Below are 19,925 nucleotides of genomic sequence, written 5' to 3'. Positions count from 1 at the left end.
GGATATTATGCTAAATTTAAAGATGGTTTTGTATTTGATAAACTATTGCACAATCAAAAATATCTTTTAAATTCCAAATCTCATATAGTTTTAAACTGCACTCTGTAATTTAAAAACCTAAAAAAACATTAATGACTGACGAAGAATATTTATCACAGCTTTCAACAATTGAAATATATGCTGAAATCTTACTAGGAATTTTAAGATATACCAATGTTAAAACTTATAATAATGAACAAGAATACAAAGCAGTGTTAACTAAAAAACTGAAATTTGAAAAACAAACAGATTTTGAATTGTACAGAAGTTGTATAGATTTATTGGAAGATACTCAATATGCAATAAATGAAGTTTTTGAAAATGGTTTAATAACGAAACCAAAGCACCAAGGAGAAATGTATTTAAGATTATATGGTGTTTTAAATGCTTATTATTTGCAATTAGGTGCGGTTATAGATTTAATGAAATTATTCAATTTAAAAAATCAAAAAGAAATAATTAGAAGGTTAAAATTAAGCAAAATAATAGAAACCAGAAATAAAATTGCGTCACATACAACAAGCTATAACGTGCCTAACTCTAATAAAGAAATAGATTTTTTTAAATTAGCACAATCATCATTGAATAAATGGGGAAATGGAATTTTAATTGTAGGCAAAGAAAGTTATGAAGAGGTTGATTTAATTCCAATAATGAAAATTTTTACAATAGAAATAGAAAATATACTTGAAGAAATTGTAAAAAAAGAATTGTTTAGCAGAACATTTAAAAAAGAGTCATTTGAATGGTTAGAATTTAGGTATAATTTTATAAAACGAAATAAATTATAATAAAAAACTATTACCAGTAGCTACACGAGATTTGGATATTTGGATTAATTTGAAATTGATTTTGTACTTGTAAAAAAAATTGTACATAATAAAAAAACTCGCACCTTTAATTATAAACCAGAACTTAGTTGAAGTAATTTTAAAAGCAATCGTTTAATGAATACAACAAAAACAGGAAATAATTTTGAAGATAAAGTATTTGCTATTATAAACGAATTACTTGAAAAAGATGAATTCACAGTTCCTGGAAAAAGAAGTCGAATTTATCAAAAAAGAGGGTACTATTCTGAAAATAGAAAAGGAGAAATAATAACTGACATCTCGATTGAAACTTTTCTTCCAAATGCAGAGCAATATTCATTATTACATATTATAGAATGTAAATATTTAAACAAAAATGTTGCAATCGATGATATTGAAGAATTCGATTCTAAACTTTCTCAAATTGGAAAACATAATACTAAAGGCATAATTGCTTCTAATAAAGGGTTTGCTAAAAGTACAATCAATTTTGCCAAATCGTTAAAGATTGGATTACTTAAAATAAAAACTGACAACCAATTAGATTGGATAAATTACAGAAAAGAATACGGTTCAATTGACTTTGAGAATGATACAACAGAACCATTTTTGACTAAAATTGAAAATAAAGTATGTAATAATGTTGCAGATTTTTTATTACAAATAAATGCAATTGATTTCTACACTCATAAAGACAAATTCTTAAAAGTTAAATATTTAACTCTAGAACATATCAAATCTATTGCTGACAGACTTTTAAAATATGACATTATAACTGACTCAGCACTAGATACAGAAAAGTTAATTCAATTTATTTCAGAAAAATACCCGATAGAAATCAAAGTAGAGAGAATTCATCCTTTAATGGGGAAAATCGAATTTAATCCCTTGAGAATAACTATTGATTCTACACTCGAAGTACATAGGTTCAGATTTACTTTATGTCACGAAATCGGTCATTTAGTATTACATAAAAACTTATTTGATAATAAAATTGATAAAGAAGATTATGAATATACCCTATCTCTTAACAGTAATATTTCAGATTTAAATACAAGAAGAATAGAAATTCAAGCTAACATATTTGCTAGTTATCTTTTATTGCCGACAGAAAGTTTTCTTTTGGAAGTAATGAAATTTTTTATTCAAAATAACATATCAAAAAATTATATTTACTTAGATAAGCAACCAGTTAATCAGATTCTTGCTCATAATCTAATTTCAGAAATAAGTATAAAATTTAATACATCTAAAGAAGCTGTACGCTTAAAACTTATTGATACAAGTTTATTGAAAGATACAACAAGATTTTCATACAGAAAGTTAATTGAAAATCTTAAATGATAAGCACTTCTGCTAATAGCTGTTTACGAGATTTGGGTATTAGGCTTAATTTAAAGATTGTTTTGTATTTGATAGATTGTGTTTAACCGAAAAATAAATTATTATTTTAGTCACAAACCTCTTCAAAAGCTAGAACGTTGGTACAATAAATAAAAAAGTAGCATCTACTTCTATACAAGCAAAAAAAGAGGAAAGAGAAAAACTTATAACACTAAATGATACCTTTTTTTTTAAATCATTTAGTGATTTTTGATATTGTTATTGAATAAATGAGCTATTTATAGATTAAAAAATTAACATACCCTTATTTTTCCAAAGTGCTTTTGAACCTCTTCATGATTAATGTTGTTTTTTGCCCATTAAAGCGTTTTTTTTAAGTTAGGTCACCCAGTCGTTACAGGAGCGTCTGGTGCATAGTGGTACATATTTTTCATACTTTATTTTCAATTTACACTTGATAAGGTCAGAAATTATTAGTATATTTAAAAATATCTGGTTTTTATCTTTTTGAAACCCATTTTTATCGATTAATTGATAGAAAAATTGGATTTGGGTAAATCTTCAGATATTTATAAAAGTAGTCAGGAATGATTGCCTTGGGTGCTGGGATAAAAGATAGGCATATCTCCCAGCTTCTCTTACCAAGAGGAAGCCAAGAAAAATAACAAGAGAATAAATATTAACCTTTTAATGCTAACTATTAACCAGTTTAAAAATGTAAAAAATTCATTTATAGACAAAAACGTAACGATTGATGAAGTCTTTTCAACAATCAAAAATGGTGACTCAAATTTAGAAACAATTTTAGCCATCAGAAAACTTGGTAAATCATCTTCAATTTACCAAAAGACTAAAAGCAATAACATTCCAACTTTTCGATTTAACTTTAAATTTGAAGGTAAAGCAACAAACGAAACAATAATTGAACCAACTGGTTTAATATATATTGATGTCGATGACAGCACTACTATTGATTTGACCAATCCACACATTTATGCTTGTTGGAAATCACTTTCTGAAACGGGATTAGGAATACTAGTTAAAGTTGATGGTTTATCTCTTAATAACTTCAAAGATACTTATCATGGAATTGGTAATATGTTAGGTATTCCAATGGATTTAGGAGCATGTAAAGCTACACAACAGAATGTATTGACGTATGATGCTAATCTTTATGAAAACAAATATTCACTTACTTTTCAAGCAATTAATAAAAAGGTATCATTTACTTCTATACAAGAGGGAGAGAAGAGAGAAGGACTTATAACAGTAGATGACACCTTTTTACCATCAGATAAAATAAGATTCAATAATATTGATGATTACTTTGACGGTACTGATGGTGATTATATTGTATTTGATGAAAAGAAAAATCTATGTATTCCTTTTATACCAAAAAGAATTGAAGTTGGTCAACGAAATAGAACCATGTTTGGTGTAATATCACAATACGCACTTTTGAACCCAACTAAGGAAATTGGTTTTTTAATGGCATGTGCCAACGAAATCAATAAGCATTTTACTCAAAAATATGACCCAGAAAAAATTCAATCAATTGTTGCTGGTGTTATCAAAAAACGCAAAGAAGGAACACTAGAGACATACTTGAACAAGGAAAGAAGAATTCTCTTTAACCCAAATAAAAAAATATCTAAAGAAGAAAAACAAAAAATGACCGCTGTATTAATGGGTAAAATAAAAACTGATAAGACTCAAAAATCTATCAATGATACTATTGAGGACTGGAATTTTCAAAGTGATGGTAAAATAACCCAAGAAAAAATTACTAAAAAGCTTAACAAAAGTCTAGCTACCATTAAACGTAACTGGTCTCCATTTAAAGAATTAGTTTCAGAACTAAATAACAGCTCTAAAGAAGACTTAATAATTAAGGATAAACTAAATAGTGTCAGCAAAAGAAGATTCTCCAGAGATGCTTAAAATCGATTCTAAAACAGTAATAGAAAACCAAATTGAAAATATTCAGTCATTGCCACCACATCATAAAGAACTAATAACAAAACATGTACCAACAATAATAAACTCAACAATAAGTGTTGAAAGATTTTATACGCAATTGTAAGTATAAATTTGGTAGCTATGTTGCAGATAAAAGATTTGATACATTAAAAAAAGACCTAGAAGAAATTTGGAATCTGAAATTCATGAGTGATGTTACTGAAGAAATTAGAAGCTATATCAACTCACAAATTGACTATTCAAATGAAGATGGCTATTACATAAAATTACAACTATTAAAATAATGAAATTAAAAGATAAAAAAAATGAACTCAAAATTATTAAAACTTAAAAATATTGGCAGTACTGAAAAATTAGTACTTATGCTCATACTAGATTTTCCTTCCATTGGGTTATTCAATCTAAGAGCTGGCGACATAGCAAAAGAACTTGGAACTACCAGAAAAATAATCCTAGAAGCAATAGAAAACTTACTTGTAGTTGGATATATCAAAACTAAAGTAGTTTCAGAATGTTATTCAAGAACGACTGAATTAACTTCAGATTTTTTGATGCTTATAAATGAAGGGGTATAAAGTTTTATAAATATAAAAGATAATTATCTATTTAAGATGATATTCTTAAACAAGTTTAAATAATCACTTACCTTTGCACCTTTAGAAATAATTATGAGTTTTACCCTGCTTTCCTCACCCTTACAAGGATTTACCGATTTTCGTTTTAGAAATGCTCAAAATAAATTTTTCGGTGGAATCGATACTTTTTATTCTCCATATATCCGTTTGAACGGAAAACTTGAAATAAAAAATTCCTATCACCGTGATTTGCTTCCTGAAAATAATGAAGGATTAGAAGTAATACCACAAGTACTAACCAACGATGCAGATGAATTTTTATTTGTTGCTAAATACGTACAGTCATTAGGCTATAAAGAGCTAAACTGGAATTTAGGATGCCCCTACCCAATGGTTGCTAGACCAAAGAATCCACCGAATATTGCTGGACAAAAGCAGTCCGCATTGTCTCAAATCGCAAACAAATCGGGTATGGGTTCTGGTCTTATCAGCAATCCCGAGAAAATTAATAACATTCTTCACAGAGCACATTCTGAATCTGACATTATTGTATCTATGAAGATGCGCTTGGGTTATGAAAATAGTCAAGAAATTCTTGATGTTTTACCCATCTTGGATACGTATCCAATTAAAAATATTGCCATACATGCACGCATTGGGAAACAATTGTATAAAGGTGGCGTAAATCTGGATGCATTTCAGCTATGTGTTGATAACACTAAGCACAAACTGTATTACAATGGTGATATCACTTCCGTAGCTAAATTTCATGAAATGCAGCAACGCTTTCCCTCAATAGACCACTGGATGATAGGTCGAGGATTAATTTCCGACCCTTTTTTACCAAGTATGATAAAAAGCAATACTATGGAATATCCTGCAAACAAAATGGAATTATTCAGTGCTTTTCACGACACTTTATATGCTATATACAGTGAGTCGTTATCTGGTTCAGCCCATATTTTACTGAAGATGTATCATTTATGGGAATACTTTTCTACTACGTTTTCAAATCCACATAAAGTATTGAAACAAATAAAAAAAGCGCAGAGTATTAGAAATTATGAAGCGGCTGTTGCAGCAATTTTTAAAAATGAGAAAATTTAATTTCTAACAGTTTCTAGAATAAAAAAAGCGATTTTCAGGAAACTGAAAATCGCTTTTTATTTACATTTATAACTTAACTATGCTTTAATCCAATCTACGATTGAAGCATCTGTTGGTAACGTTTTTGGAGAAATCACTTTTTCTAATTCTCCTTTTTCATTGATTAAGTATTTTTGAAAATTCCATTCAACTTGTGAATCTTGTAAACCGTTTTTTGATTTTTGAGTCAAAAACTGATATACTGCACACATATCGTCTCCTTTTACTGAAACTTTGTCCATCATAGGAAAAGTCACACCATAATTCAATTGGCAAAAAGTAGCAATTTCTTCATTAGTTCCTGGTTCTTGTGAAGCAAAATTATTGGCTGGAAAGCCTACAATAACAAAACCTTTATCCTTGTATTCTTTATAGATAGCTTCAAGATCTTTGTATTGAGGAGTCAAACCACATTTTGAAGCGGTATTCACAATCATTACTTTTTTACCTTTCAAGGAAGCAAAATCAAAAATCTTTCCTGATAAATCTTCTACTTTAAATTGATAAATAGTTTCCTTGGCCATAGTAGTATTACTTTTATTTAATTTTGTTTTTTTAGTTTGTGCCTGGTTTTGACAACTAAAAAGAAACATGATAGCACATGTTAAGAATAATAGGTTTTTCATAAATAGATAATATTTGTTTTTTATTTGAATATGGAATTTGCATATTAATATCAGTATTTTACCGTATTTCAATTATGCTGATTTTGAAATTATATTTTTTATAAAATTATAACAATTAATTGTTGCTTAAAAATTTATTTTGGTTAAACACAAGTTAAATAAAAAGAAGCCTGATATCAAACAAAATACCAGGCTTCCAAACAAAACAAACTAATCTTCATTATAGTAAGCTAAAACGTATAGGTAATTTTCCCTTTCATAAAGAAAGGTGTTCCTGGTGTAAAATGTATTTCTTCTACACTTGTTGGCTCATTTTTTAATCTTGATTCAGTTGCAAACTGGGTTTCATTCCATTTGGTGTTAAACAAATTATCAACTGCTATTCCGAATGAAATATTTTTAAGTTTGTAATTGATGTTGAAATCAGAAACAAAATAGCCTTTGGCAACTATTGAATTATCTTCGTTTGCTGGACGGCTTTTTAAATAGCGATAATGAATTCCTCCCGAAAAACCATTTAGATTCTGAAAACTTAAACCTCCCGTAGAAGTAAAATCAGGTGCTAACGGAATGTAATCTTGTCCTTTTGGCTCATCAATACTTCTGGCATAGGTATAATTAGCATCTGTATCCAAATAAAACCAATCATTCAGTTGATACCGCAATCCTAAATCAAATCCCATGCGTTTTGATTTTCCGCTTGGTTCTATAATTCCAGCATCACCTACATAAACAAATTCTTGTTCCAGATACAAATACCATAAAGCCGAATTGACAATTAGTTTTGGAAATGGTTTCCAAATGGTACCAATATCTGTTCCTATCGCAGTGGGCAAAATTTGTTTTCCACTATTTTGAACTACAACACGAGTATCATTCGAATGAAATCCTATTCCTGATTTTACATAAAACTGCAAATTGTTATTTTGCGAATAAATAAAATTCAGTTTTGGCGAAATTTTCACTTTAGATTCCGACTGTGTGTTATAATCAGTAGTCAATTTATCTCGGTAATTAAATTTAAAATAATCCAATCGAACAGCAGGATTAATCATTAATTTTCCAAAACTGAATTCTGAATTCACATACGAGAATAAATTAGACTCATCAATATCCCCTAATTTAATTTGCTGCAAAGTAGTCCTTCTATTTAATGTATGTGAAAGCTCCGTATCCTTTGTAGCATCTGCACGAAAACCTATTCCATACTGCATCAATACATTTACATCATTAAGCTTCGTTTTCTTATTCAATTCAGCATTCATGCCATAAATTGTTCTATTTTCTTTCTGCCTAATTTGATCGCCATTAATAGGATCTTCAAGGAAAAAAGTAAAGTTAGAATACAATTCGAAATCATATTTTGAATAAAATGCATTGGCTTTTACGAATGTATTTTCGTCAATTGGTTTACTCAAAGATGCATTTACATTTGTTCTTGATGTGCTTCCTCCTTCTGTATCATCCACTGAACCAAATCTTGATATTGTTCCGTTATCAACCAATCGTTGTGGTATTTGACCAGAAGCATCCCAACGACTAGAAAAACGAGAGGCTGAAACAGAAAACTTACTGTTATCGGCTAAAATGGCTGAATATTTACCCAACAGATTGATCCTATTAAAATTTTGGGGGGAATCGAATGGACCATCTGTCAGGATATATTCCGTTGCAATGTAAGCACTTTGTGTTTTTTGGTTTCCCAAAAGATTAAATAATCCTATTGCTCTTAGCGTATTGAACTGTCCTACTTCGAGACCAATACTGCTTTTTTCAATTTTATCTTTAGTTTGGAAAGTAACGTATCCTGCCGTAGCAAAATCCCCTTTGCTAGCATAATACGTTCCTTTTCCAAAATCTATTTTTTCCACTGTTTCCGGAATCACAAAATGTAAATCGGCGTAGCCTTGACCGTGCGCATGAGAAACCATATTTACCGGCATTCCATCTACTGAAATGGCAATATCAGTTCCATGATCAATATCAAAACCTCTCAAAAATAGTTGCTCTGCCTTTCCACCACCTGCATGTTGCCCGATGAATAAACCAGGTACTTTTCGTAAAATTTCTTGTGAAGAATTTACAGGAGTTGTTTGCAAATCAATTTTCGAAATCACATTCATTGCCGAAAGTTTTGCTTGAATTACAATCTCATTCAGTCTAAAAATATCATCGTCTAAAACAATTCTAAGTTCAGAACCAGAAAATGTGTAATTCATTTTTTTAAACCCAAGCGCATTTACTTTCAAAACATTTCCTGTAACCGTTTTATCAATACTGAACATCCCAAATTCATTAGTATGCGCATGACTTTCTGAGTTTGTATTATTGATATACGCATTTTCTACAGGATTTCCATCGCTATCAACTACTATTCCTTTTTGAATCTGGGCATACGTAGTCAAACCCAAAAGAGTTATCAGGATTATAAAAAAATTCTTCATTTGGAAATTTATAATTGATTTACCTTTTTCTCCAAATTTGGTCCTAATTCATATACACTAGAAAGCAATTCTTTCTTGATAGACAACACTTTATCAGCTTCTTTATTCGATTTATAAATCATTGCCAAGTGGTATTGCACTTTAGGTTCAAATGATTGTCCAACTACATGTTTTTGAGCAATTTCTAATGCTTTTTTGTTTTCACCTAAATTCAAATACGACCATGCCAATAAATCATAGGAATCAGGAGTTGGTCTGTGATCAATTTCAATTTTTGCAATTTCTAATGCTTTTGAAGCCGTTTGTTTATCATCCGCATAAATTAAAACGTTGTATTTGTTATACATCGCACCATAATTATTTTTTTGCAACATAGAGAAGTAGGCATTTCTATTGCTGATTTCTGCTTTTTTATTTCCTTCAAATTGGGCTATTTGAGATTTCAACAAATAAAAATCAGGTGTATTGTGCGTCACTTCAATCGCTTCAACAATTCTTTTTGCTTCGACTGTATTTCGTTCATGAGAAAAAACAATCCAAGCAATACCTTTCAAAGCATAAGAATAATTAGGATCTATTGCCAATGTTTTTAAATAGCTATCGTATGATTCTTGGATTCTTCCCGCATGACCATAAAAATCACCTAAGTTAGAATACGACCATATTTTAAGTACTTTATTGTCTTCTTTCTCTGCAATATCTCTGGCTTTTTCCATAAAAGTTATAGCCGTTTTCAACTCGCCTTTGTGATCATTCCATTTTGCCAAACGAATGAGATAATCATAATCTTTCATATCTCTCATGGCATTCAAATTTCGTACGGCTTCAGGAAAATTCCCTAATTCCATTTGAACATCAAAGAGTAATTTTTGTGTTTCTTTCAAGCCTTCTCCTATCGAAAAAGCTTTATTTGCCAATACTAACGCTTCTTTAAAACGGTGTTGCGCAATATAATTTCTTGCCAAAGATCGAATGGTAGAAACTCTTGAATAATCATAAGCTTCATTCGATTTTGTTAACAGTTCTTCTGTTTTATATAGGTTTTTAATATCGCCGGTATATTCAAAAAGAGTCGCATAATTAGATGCTATCATGCTTAAATAACTAATTTGATTAGGAGCTGCATCGAATTTTTTTTGCCAGAAATCAATTTCGTTATTTGCAAAAGTCAATGATTTATTCCCTTTTACATTCAGATATTTATCATAATCTGAAGTATTGGTAATTTGACTTGGTTTTTTCTCGCAACTAAAAAGAGATAGGATTGTAAAAACCAATAATGGAATTATTTTTAAAGTTTTCATAATCTGTTTTGTTTGTTTGTTTGTTTTTGAAAAGAAAAAAAACAGAGTTGAAATTAAAAATATCGAACTCTGTTTTTTTTATAAAAATATTACCAGGCTGTTGCCAAATAAGGGAAAGAAGTCCCAAATGCTTTATCATTTGCATCTACGTGATCAGAAGTAAGTGCTGCATTTGAAGTTCCCATTGGTCCTCCAAAAATTAATAATAATTCCACATCAATAACATCATCTGCCAAAGCTCTACCTGTAAGAACATTCGTTCCATCAAAGAAAGTTGTTTTTGCAGTTTTTGATACATTTAAAACATCAGTAGAAAGAAGACCTGTTAATTGAGGTGCAGTTTGCCCTAAAGCATTTACAGTGTAGCCTGAATTTAAAGCTAACAATCTAGATTGAAAAATAGGTTGGTATTTAGCGCCCATCATTGATGGAATAGCTGCATTGAATTCATCTTTTGGTGCTCCCGCCGCAATAAATACAGTGTTTATTGCCGGTCTGGCCATTTGATCTTGCTGCACAAAACTTCCTGAAAAATCAAGACTTGCTGCAGGATCTGTTGTCGAATCATTATTATCACAATTTACTGAAACAACTGCACAAACTACTGCTACAGCTATTAATTTGAATTTATTAGATTTCATGTCTTTATGTTTTAAAATAAAATTAGTTATTGTTTTTTCTTAGTTTCTGCCCATACATTTAATGTACTTGAAGTACCTAACATTGCTTTTGGAACTTCAACTACTAATGAAAGTACATTTGTACCTGCAAAAGTATCTGTACCTGGGTTTTTGAATCCAGAAGCAGTTCCGGCAAGGATTGCTTTGAATTGACCTAAGTCAAAAAAGAAAGGATCATCTCTTGGTCCTGCGAAAAATTTCATTCCGTTTTTCTCTGCTATTAAAGGAGTTGAACCATAAGTAGAAATTGTTACACTTCCTGAAGCAGCTTCTTTTTTAATAGTGCTTGAAGTTCCAGTAGCCGTAGGAGCATAAGGACCAAAGAAATACATCTTGTCATCTCTTTTGATGGCTTGAATAACTAAATCTTCAACATTGTCACCTGTGTTATCAATATTGATTTCAATCATAACATTTTCATTAAATGTCGCTGCAGCTGTAGCATTAGGACTTAACAATCCTTGTGTGTTTACTGCAAATGCAAGATTGTTTGTGTCTTGTCCCTGAAAAGTGTATACATCAGTAATATCTGCTGCATTACCTGTTACTGCTGGAGCATCAACGTGGTCAGCAGCTACTAAAATTAAGCCCGAAACCGCAACTAGCGATAGACCTAATATCATTTTTGTTTTTTTCATTTTGTTTAAAATTAAAAGGTTATAGAAGCATTTACGGGATTGTATTCGCTTTGGTTTTAAAAATCATAAAAAAAAAACAATAAATACATTAAAACACTGATTTACAGTAATTTAATTACTTAAATAAAATACAATTATTTTTATTTTGAATTTATTTTAAAGTAGCTATTCATAAAATTTGCCAATTGTAAATAAGAATGTATAAGTTTGTAAAAGCAAAATAAAAATATATGACTCAAGATGAATTATTAGTATTAATTTATAAGAAAGATGAAAAGGCGTTCACACATCTTTATGATATGTATTCAAAAAGTTTGTTTGCAGTAATCAATGTTCTTGTAAAAAATAGAGAAGAAGCCGAAGATGTGCTTCAGGATGTATTTGTCAAAATCTGGAAAAATATTGATTCCTACCATGAAAGCAAAGGACGTTTCTATACTTGGATTCTAAATATTGCCCGAAATACGTCTATCGATAAACTACGTTCAAAAAATTTTAATAACAGTCAAAAAAACCTTTCTTCAGATAATTTCGTACATCTATTTGACGACAGTAACAAACTGGTCAATAAAATTGACAGCATTGGGATACAAGAGTTTGTAAAAAAGCTAAAACCCAAATGTATTCAAATAATAGATTTACTGTTTTTTAAAGGGTATACTCAACAAGAAGCTTCGGAGGAATTGGAAATTCCTTTGGGAACCGTTAAAACTCACAATCGAAACTGTATTAATGATTTAAGAAATTATTTGAAAGTATAATGGAAGCAAAAGAATATATAGAATCAGGGATTTTAGAACTCTACGTTTATGGTTTACTCACTGAAACCGAAAATGAAGAAGTGAACGCCATGGCAAAAAATAATCCAGAAATAAACGAAGAAATTATTGCAATAGAGAAAGCAATTGTAGCTTTATCTTCGAGCTTTTCACCGTTTCATTCTGTGGCGAATTATGAGAAAATAAAATCCAAACTAGAACTTAAACATGCTAAAGTAATCGAATTGGAACCAACAAGAAATTGGTCACAATACATTGGTTGGGCTGCAGCAATTCTATTATTAGTAGGCATTGGTTACCAATACAATCAGTTGGATCAAACCAATACTCAGGTAGTAAACGCCGAAGTGGAAAAAGCAAAAATGGAAAAAGATTTGAATGCTTTACAATTAAAAAACAAAGCAAGCGAAACCAATTTAGCAGTTGTAAGAGATGTTAACAATACCGTTGTAGCTCTTGGCGGACAAGCGGTTGCTCCACAATCCTCTGCGAAAGTATATTGGAATAAAGAAACCAAAGTGGTTTATGTAGATGCCGCAGGATTACCGGAACCACCAGAAGGAATGGTGTATCAGGTGTGGGCATTAAAATTGAACCCGTTGACTCCTACAAGCATTGGACTATTAGAAAATTTCAAGGTTAACAATCAAAAAATGTTTGCTGTAGACAATGCAACTGATGCAGAAGCTTTTGGTATTACACTCGAACCTAAAGGCGGAAGTTTAACGCCTACAATGGAACAATTATATACGTTAGGAAAAGTATAAATAGTACTTCTTCTTGATACAAATAAAAAAGGTTCAACTTTATGGTTGAACCTTTTTTTATACCTAAATCTTTATTAATTAACTTATTTAAGTCAAAAAAATTATCGTACCCAGTACCATATAATTCCAGGTTGTTGATTCCAAGAAGCCATCCAAGGTACAGGATTCCAACCACAAACTGATACTAAAGTTCCCCACCAATCACCATTTGCATCGTTACTTGTTGTAATTGCTCCGCAGGATCCCGGTGCATACCAAGGCATTATTTGTTCAACTCCACTTCCTTGATAAGACCAAGAATCAAACATTGTATTTATTGTAATATCAGTTTGAGTGTTATTCCTATTTACAAAACTATAGGCTTGATTAGCAGTCCAAATTCCACCCCAATGTCCTCTATTGGTTGCATCTATCATATATTGAAAACCACTAGGACTCTTTTTAAGATAATCTGCATAAGCAATTATGGAATATTGTCCATTAATAGTTGGAGTCGTTTCATTTCTTAAAATAGCATTACTTCCATCCCATCCTGAACTATTATTATTGCACAATATCAGCGTCCAGCCGCCTCCATCAGTTGTCATATCAGCATAAATTTGAAAAGGAGTTCCTCCATTAATGCTCGGATTTGTTATCCAATACAATCCATCTGTAGCACCCGGAAAATCAGCTTTAATTTGTAATGCACTTGCACCTGCTGATGCTGCTGATAATCCATCGTTAGATTTGGTTGCTATTTTTTTTCCATTAATAGTTAATGAATTGCTTGATGCCAATGCACCATTTTTATTGATGTAATTAAAATCAGTGGTAGAAACTTGCCCGTTTTTTGTTAAAACAGAAACACTGTTTACGGTCAAAGTCGCACTTATAGAACCACCATAATGAGTAGCATTACCTTCCTGAGTAGCAGTAATCGTAGTAGTTCCTGCTCCTGTTATAGTTACAGTTGTACCACTGATTGTTGCTACAGCAGTATTACTACTGCTATATGTAATAGCGCCTGCACTAACACTACTTGGTGGTGTAATTGTGTAAGAACCATCAAAATAGGTTTTTATTTGCGCATTAAAATTATTTAAATTTGGGTTTTTCAGTACTGTTACTGTTACATTATCAGATACAAAACAACCTCCATTTGATGAATAACCCGTTAGTGCATATGTAGTTGTTTCTGTTGGAGATACTATAATTGATGCAGAATTCCCTAAAGGCTCTTCCCCATAAATTCCGTAATAAGAACCAGAACTTTTCTCGACAGCTAATCTATCGTTAGTTGATAGTACTGAATTAAAAACAAAAATCTCTGCAACATCTGCATCTGAAGATTCACTATCATTAATTCTCAACCCGTTTGGCCCAGTAGGTCCTCCATTTGTATTTACAGTTTTAGAAATCCCATTTTCAAAAATTGTTGATTCACTCCCGTTTCCAGTTCCAGTGTAAACATATGGATTGCTATCGGCAGGGATTCCTCCTGGTTGTGAAACCCAACCATCAAAATGAGCCTGACTTTTATTACCTCCCCACCATCCCAGTAACCAGTTATTATTGGCATTTAAAACTCTGCCTCTATTAGGACCTGTTTGTTTTCCAGCATAAATAACGGTGTAAGGAGGAGAAAAATTCACATTGTTTTTTATGTTTTGACTTGTGTTAAATCTTAAAATAGGTCTATTATTCAAACCATTGTAAACATATAATGGTTGTGCACCATATGATGATGGAATCATATCATTTCCATTACCGGATTGATCATACAGTTTAACACAATAACCAGCGGATCCATTTAGCCAAGTATTTATGCCTACAGTATTTAAATTTGTTCCTGAAAATCCAAAATCAGCTTCCACATTATCATCAGCTCTTCTCAAACGAATAGCTGCGCCAGAATAAGCAGATCTTAAAAGTCGTAATCCTACTGCTAATTTATAATTCGACACATTGTCTAAAGGCGTAGCGTTGTTAAAACCCCAAAAATAAGTACTGCCTCCTGAAGCGGTAAGCGTAATAGAATCTCCAGAATTTATAGTAGCTGTGGATGGAGAAATACTAACCGAAGGCATGCTATCTACACTAATAGCACCAGAAACATCACTTAGTAATGACATTCCATATGAGCCTAATACTTCAACATAATAATAAGTTGTTCCAACTGATGTGGTGGAAGGAGTGAAAGAACTACTGTTAGCGCCACTAATTACTACTCCTCCACTATTACTAGCGATATTGTTACTATACCATTGGTATGTTAAATTAATACCGGATGCTTCAACTGTTAATGGAGTTGCTGAAGTTCCCATACATTCATTATGATTAGTATTCAAGGGTTGCGTATTAATCGTTGTGTTACAACTCGTTAAAATAGAATAATAAGCTCCTTGACTACATTCAACATTTAGTTGATTACTATTTGAAATCAAAGAAGAGAATGCAACAGCTTCAGTTTCTAAAATAGAGCCACCATCACTACCACCATCATAATTACCAATAAATATTTGATTTACATTATAGGTTTGAGGACTAATAGATAGAATCATAGCCTCATCAACTGGTGAAAGAGATTCAGAAGTAGTTTTTGAAACTCCATTTTTCCAGATAGCTAGAGGATAAACATCTTGCCAAAAATTTGTACCTCCTGAAGTCAGTATTCCTCCTATTCTAGGAGTAGCATCCAATATAGAATGAAATCTTGGCCAATTGGTAGATTCTGATTTTATAACTGTAGAAATACTAAATAAATTTAATGAACCAGTATAGACTAATCCTTTGTTTCCTAAAAAATCAATGGCTATTCTTGATCCTATTAATTTTAAAGCTCCTGTAAATACTATTTGTGGTTGCAGATTATAATCTATTTTAATCAAATCCCTACCATTTCCACTTTGGTCATACCAAATACTTACATAACCACTATCACCACTTACAAATGCCAGTAAAGCACTTGTGTCTAAATCTCCGTTACTATCAAAACCAATATCCTGAGAGGTATTATCGCTACTGCGACGCACTTGTATGGCATAGCCAACATATGAGGTACTTAATTTTCGTAAACTATAGGCAACAGCAGCTGGTGTAGTATTGTCTAAGCCTAAAACATCCAAAGTATTTTGAGCATACCCTTGAAAAGCGGCAAAAATCAAAAAAAAGAAAACTATTTTTTTATAAAACTTCATGGTATAACTGTTTTAGAAGTTACTATTAATAAAAATAATCAAACTGAATTCTATCGTTTACAGATAATATATAGGAACCGTTATTAGCAGGAATATAAGTTAATGTAGTTCCACTTACACTATAAGCCGAATTACTAATTCGAATACCATTTACATACATTTTTACTTTACTATTGGCTGATGGAGCTTGATTTAAAGTAAATTCTGTTTGCGAAATAACTGCACTAAATTCATCCGCCATTTCTCTAACTTCAGCAGTGCCTGTTGAAATAGTTCCATCAGCCATTAAAAATTGAGAAGATGTACCGCTTGGAATTTTGTATCCTGCAGCAGTTAAACTACCACTTGTTTTAACATCTGTGATGGCACTATGTGAACCCGTTCCATCAGAACCCAATTGTATCGTATTCGATGCTGTGACAATTGCATTAGCTCCAATAGCAACAGAATTTGTAATTCCATCAGAAGCAACATCAGCTCGGATTCCTATAGCAGTATTTTCTGAACCTGAGCTATTTGTTAATAAAGTACTACTTCCTATAGATACATTATCTGTACCTGAGCTATTATTAGATAATGCAACATATCCTAACGCAGTGTTTCCACTACCGTCAACATTTGCAGCTAAAGCTCCTCTACCAATCCCCGTATTTGCATAGCCAGCATTACTTTCTAAAGCTCCTAATCCAATTGCAGTATTTGAGTTTTCATTAAACTTTCCTCTACCAACAGTAACTCCGTTAATAGTTGCATCAGAGCTAAAAAATTTAGTCCCGGCAATAGTTTGATTAGTTGTTAAATCAACAAAATTATTAGTCAAATAGGTTTTTGTAGCTTTCTCTGTTGGAAATTTAACGTCTGAATCAGAAGCAAATGTTCCATCAGTACTCTTGTTTTCGGAATCTTCTTTTGTTGATTCAGCGGTCGTAGCACGAGTAGTTTCGGATGCTAAATCAGTTCCTAAAGTTCCTTCCGCTGTTGTAGCACGAGTTACTTCTGTTGCCAAATCAGATGTTAATGTTGTATCAGCATTTGTTCTTGCTGTAGTTTCGGATGCTAAATCAGTTGACAAAGTATTTTCAGCAGTTGTGGCACGAGTTACTTCTGTTGCCAAATCAGATGTTAATGTTGTATCGGCATTTGTTCTTACTGTAGTTTCTGATGTTAAATCGCTAGCCAAAGTTCCTTCTGCTGTTGTAGCACGAGTTACTTCTGTTGCCAAATCAGATGTTAATGTTGTATCGGCGTTTGTTCTAGCCGTAGTTTCGGAAGCTAAATCAGTTCCCAAAATGCCTTCCGCTGTTGTAGCACGAGTTGTTTCTGTAGCCAAATCAGATGTTAATGTTGTATCAGCATTTGTTCTTGCTGTAGTTTCGGATGCTAAATCAGTTGACAAAGTATTTTCAGCAGTTGTGGCACGAGTTGTTTCTGTAGCCAAATCTGATGTTAATGTTGTATCGGCATTTGTTCTTGCTGTAGTTTCGGATGCTAAATCAGTTCCTAAAGTTCCTTCCGCTGTTGTAGCACGAGTTACTTCTGTTGCCAAATCAGATGTTAATGTTGTATCAGCATTTGTTCTTGCTGTAGTTTCGGATGCTAAATCAGTTGACAAAGTATTTTCAGCAGTTGTGGCACGAGTTGTTTCTGTAGCCAAATCTGATGTTAATGTTGTATCGGCATTTGTTCTTGCTGTAGTTTCGGATGCTAAATCAGTTCCTAAAGTTCCTTCCGCTGTTGTAGCACGAGTTACTTCTGTTGCCAAATCAGATGTTAATGTTGTATCAGCATTTGTTCTTGCTGTAGTTTCGGATGCTAAATCAGTTGACAAAGTATTTTCAGCAGTTGTGGCACGAGTTACTTCTGTTGCCAAATCAGATGTTAATGTTGTATCGGCATTTGTTCTTACTGTAGTTTCTGATGTTAAATCGCTAGCCAAAGTTCCTTCTGCTGTTGTAGCACGAGTTACTTCTGTTGCCAAATCAGATGTTAATGTTGTATCGGCGTTTGTTCTAGCCGTAGTTTCGGAAGCTAAATCAGTTCCCAAAATGCCTTCCGCTGTTGTGGCGCGAGTTGTTTCTGTAGCCAAATCAGATGTTAACGTTGTATCAGCATTTGTTCTTGCTGTAGTTTCGGATGCTAAATCAGTTCCTAAAGTTCCTTCCGCTGTTGTAGCACGAGTTACTTCTGTTGCCAAATCAGATGTTAATGTTGTATCAGCATTTGTTCTTGTTGTAGTTTCGGATGCTAAATCGCTAGCCAAAGTTCCTTCCGCTGTTGTAGCACGAGTTACTTCTGTTGCCAAATCAGATGTTAATGTTGTATCAGCATTCGTTCTTGATGTGGTTTCGGATGCTAAATCAGTTCCTAAAGTTACTTCTGCAGTTGTGGCACGAGTTACTTCTGTTGCCAAATCTGATGTTAATGTTGCATCAGCATTCGTTCTTGCTGTAGTTTCGGAAGTTAAATCAGTTAATAAAACTCCTTCCGCAGTTATAGCACGAGTTATTTCTGTTGCCAAATCGGATGTTAATGCTGTATCGGCATTTGTTCTTGCCGTAGTTTCGGAAGCTAAATCAGTTTCCAAGGTTCCTTCTACAGTTGTGGCGCGATTTATTTCTGTAGCTAAATCTGATGTTAATGTTGTATCAGCGTTCGTTCTTGCCTTAGTTTCGGATAATAAATCTGTTGCCAAAACGCCTTCTGCATATTTAGCACGTGAGATTTCCGATTCTAAAGCTAAATTATTTGTTGAAGCATTAGCATCTACATATTCTTTTACTGATTTTACACTTGGATATTTTACATCAGAGCCACCATCAATAATAACATTTGTACTTTTATTTGAACTATTTTCTTTTGAACTTAATGCATTTAGCTCTGCTAAACTAAGAGGTTTATTTAAATCACTTGTATTATCAATATTTTCAATAGCCAAATTCTTTCTTGCATCCAGAAGGGTCGTTGCATTTGTACCACCATTTTCAATGGAAACAACTCCTACAACATTAGTGGCATTTATTGATGAATAGGCAAAAGGAACATAAGTAAATGGTTGATTGCTTATTTCTGTAAATGAAGAACAATTTCCATTTGTACTTATACCAACTACTAAACTTTTTTTCATGGAATCCCATAAAATTGTTTCAAAAGAAGTTGCATAACCATCTGTTTGTGATCCGGTGCCTATGATTAAATTGACCATACCGTATTGATCTGTTTTCGTTTGAATAACTTCTTGATATTCTAATTTTGAATATTCATCATAGAATTTAAACAACATACAAACATCCTTACTAACAAGTGGTGTATTTGAGTTTACATCAGGTACTTGTTTCTCATTAGGATTTAAAATTACAGCTTGATAGGTAATCCCATTAGTTTGTGCAAAACTTTTAGCACCTAAAAAAAATATAAAAAGTAAAATTATTTTTTTCATAATTTAAATGAATTATTGTTAAAATGAATGCCGTGATAAAGTTGATTGGTATTGAATAATAACTTTCCTTAATTGTTTTTTAGGTATTCCAAACTTGTACATAAAATGTCAAGAATTAAAACAAAAGAAAAATGTGAAACTACACTCCAAATCTTATTTATTATTAATACGATTTC

The 19,925-nt window shown here is 32.1% G+C and carries 14 protein-coding genes; 7 read left to right on the top strand and 7 right to left on the bottom strand.

The window, feature by feature from the left end; genetic code table 11:
* Positions 1-131: 131 nt before the first annotated feature.
* The 5 genes from ACM55H_RS13110 (at position 132) to ACM55H_RS13090 (ending at position 5,857) form a co-directional block, all read left to right on the top strand.
* Complete coding sequence (locus ACM55H_RS13110) at positions 132-830, top strand: hypothetical protein (RefSeq protein ID WP_416836911.1); 699 nt, start codon at positions 132-134, stop codon at positions 828-830.
* Between the two features lie 156 nt (positions 831-986).
* Positions 987-2,195, top strand: a complete 1,209-nt coding sequence (locus ACM55H_RS13105; RefSeq protein ID WP_416836910.1) for an ImmA/IrrE family metallo-endopeptidase — start codon at positions 987-989, stop codon at positions 2,193-2,195.
* A 690-nt stretch (positions 2,196-2,885) separates the two neighbouring features.
* Complete coding sequence (locus ACM55H_RS13100; protein ID WP_416836909.1) at positions 2,886-4,136, top strand: hypothetical protein; 1,251 nt, start codon at positions 2,886-2,888, stop codon at positions 4,134-4,136.
* Between the two features lie 401 nt (positions 4,137-4,537).
* Positions 4,538-4,750, top strand: a complete 213-nt coding sequence (locus ACM55H_RS13095) for a hypothetical protein (protein WP_416836908.1) — start codon at positions 4,538-4,540, stop codon at positions 4,748-4,750.
* A 93-nt stretch (positions 4,751-4,843) separates the two neighbouring features.
* On the top strand, positions 4,844-5,857 hold the full coding sequence (locus ACM55H_RS13090) for a tRNA dihydrouridine synthase (protein ID WP_416836907.1): 1,014 nt from the start codon (positions 4,844-4,846) through the stop codon (positions 5,855-5,857).
* A gap of 77 nt (positions 5,858-5,934) precedes the next feature.
* On the opposite strand, the gene ACM55H_RS13085 is transcribed toward ACM55H_RS13090, so the two are convergent.
* From ACM55H_RS13085 to ACM55H_RS13065, 5 genes are all read right to left on the bottom strand, one after another.
* Positions 5,935-6,522 carry a glutathione peroxidase gene (locus ACM55H_RS13085; RefSeq protein WP_416836906.1) on the bottom strand — a complete coding sequence of 196 codons (588 nt, stop codon included), beginning with the start codon at positions 6,520-6,522 and terminating at the stop codon, positions 5,935-5,937.
* Positions 6,523-6,752: 230 nt separating this feature from the next.
* Positions 6,753-8,966 (bottom strand): TonB-dependent receptor, encoded by a 2,214-nt coding sequence (locus tag ACM55H_RS13080; protein WP_416836905.1) that lies wholly within the window; start codon positions 8,964-8,966, stop codon positions 6,753-6,755.
* A gap of 8 nt (positions 8,967-8,974) precedes the next feature.
* Positions 8,975-10,270, bottom strand: coding sequence for a tetratricopeptide repeat protein (locus ACM55H_RS13075; RefSeq protein WP_416836904.1), 1,296 nt, complete (start codon positions 10,268-10,270; stop codon positions 8,975-8,977).
* 89 nt (positions 10,271-10,359) lie between these two features.
* The gene (locus ACM55H_RS13070) at positions 10,360-10,911 is read right to left on the bottom strand and encodes a DUF4331 family protein (RefSeq protein WP_416836903.1); all 552 of its coding nucleotides are present in this window, start codon (positions 10,909-10,911) and stop codon (positions 10,360-10,362) included.
* Positions 10,912-10,937: 26 nt separating this feature from the next.
* A complete protein-coding gene (locus ACM55H_RS13065; protein ID WP_416836902.1) occupies positions 10,938-11,588 on the bottom strand; it encodes a DUF4331 family protein in 651 nt (216 codons plus the stop codon).
* Positions 11,589-11,818: 230 nt separating this feature from the next.
* On the opposite strand from ACM55H_RS13065, the gene ACM55H_RS13060 reads away from it, so the two are divergent.
* The gene (locus tag ACM55H_RS13060) at positions 11,819-12,349 is read left to right on the top strand and encodes an RNA polymerase sigma factor (RefSeq protein ID WP_039107274.1); all 531 of its coding nucleotides are present in this window, start codon (positions 11,819-11,821) and stop codon (positions 12,347-12,349) included.
* The gene (locus ACM55H_RS13055; protein WP_416836901.1) at positions 12,349-13,134 is read left to right on the top strand and encodes an anti-sigma factor; all 786 of its coding nucleotides are present in this window, start codon (positions 12,349-12,351) and stop codon (positions 13,132-13,134) included. The genes ACM55H_RS13060 and ACM55H_RS13055 overlap by 1 nt, the downstream gene beginning before the upstream one ends.
* Positions 13,135-13,235: 101 nt before the next feature.
* On the opposite strand, the gene ACM55H_RS13050 is transcribed toward ACM55H_RS13055, so the two are convergent.
* Together ACM55H_RS13050 and ACM55H_RS13045 are read right to left on the bottom strand one after the other, a co-directional pair.
* Positions 13,236-16,313, bottom strand: coding sequence for a fibrinogen-like YCDxxxxGGGW domain-containing protein (locus ACM55H_RS13050; RefSeq protein ID WP_416836900.1), 3,078 nt, complete (start codon positions 16,311-16,313; stop codon positions 13,236-13,238).
* A gap of 25 nt (positions 16,314-16,338) precedes the next feature.
* A complete protein-coding gene (locus ACM55H_RS13045; RefSeq protein WP_416836899.1) occupies positions 16,339-19,749 on the bottom strand; it encodes a beta strand repeat-containing protein in 3,411 nt (1,136 codons plus the stop codon).
* Positions 19,750-19,925: the final 176 nt, after the last annotated feature.

The sequence above is a fragment of the Flavobacterium cryoconiti genome (assembly GCF_048158645.1).
Classification (GTDB): domain Bacteria; phylum Bacteroidota; class Bacteroidia; order Flavobacteriales; family Flavobacteriaceae; genus Flavobacterium; species Flavobacterium cryoconiti.
Note: the sequence above shows the minus strand (reverse complement) of the source record. Positions and strands in the feature narration are given on the sequence as shown.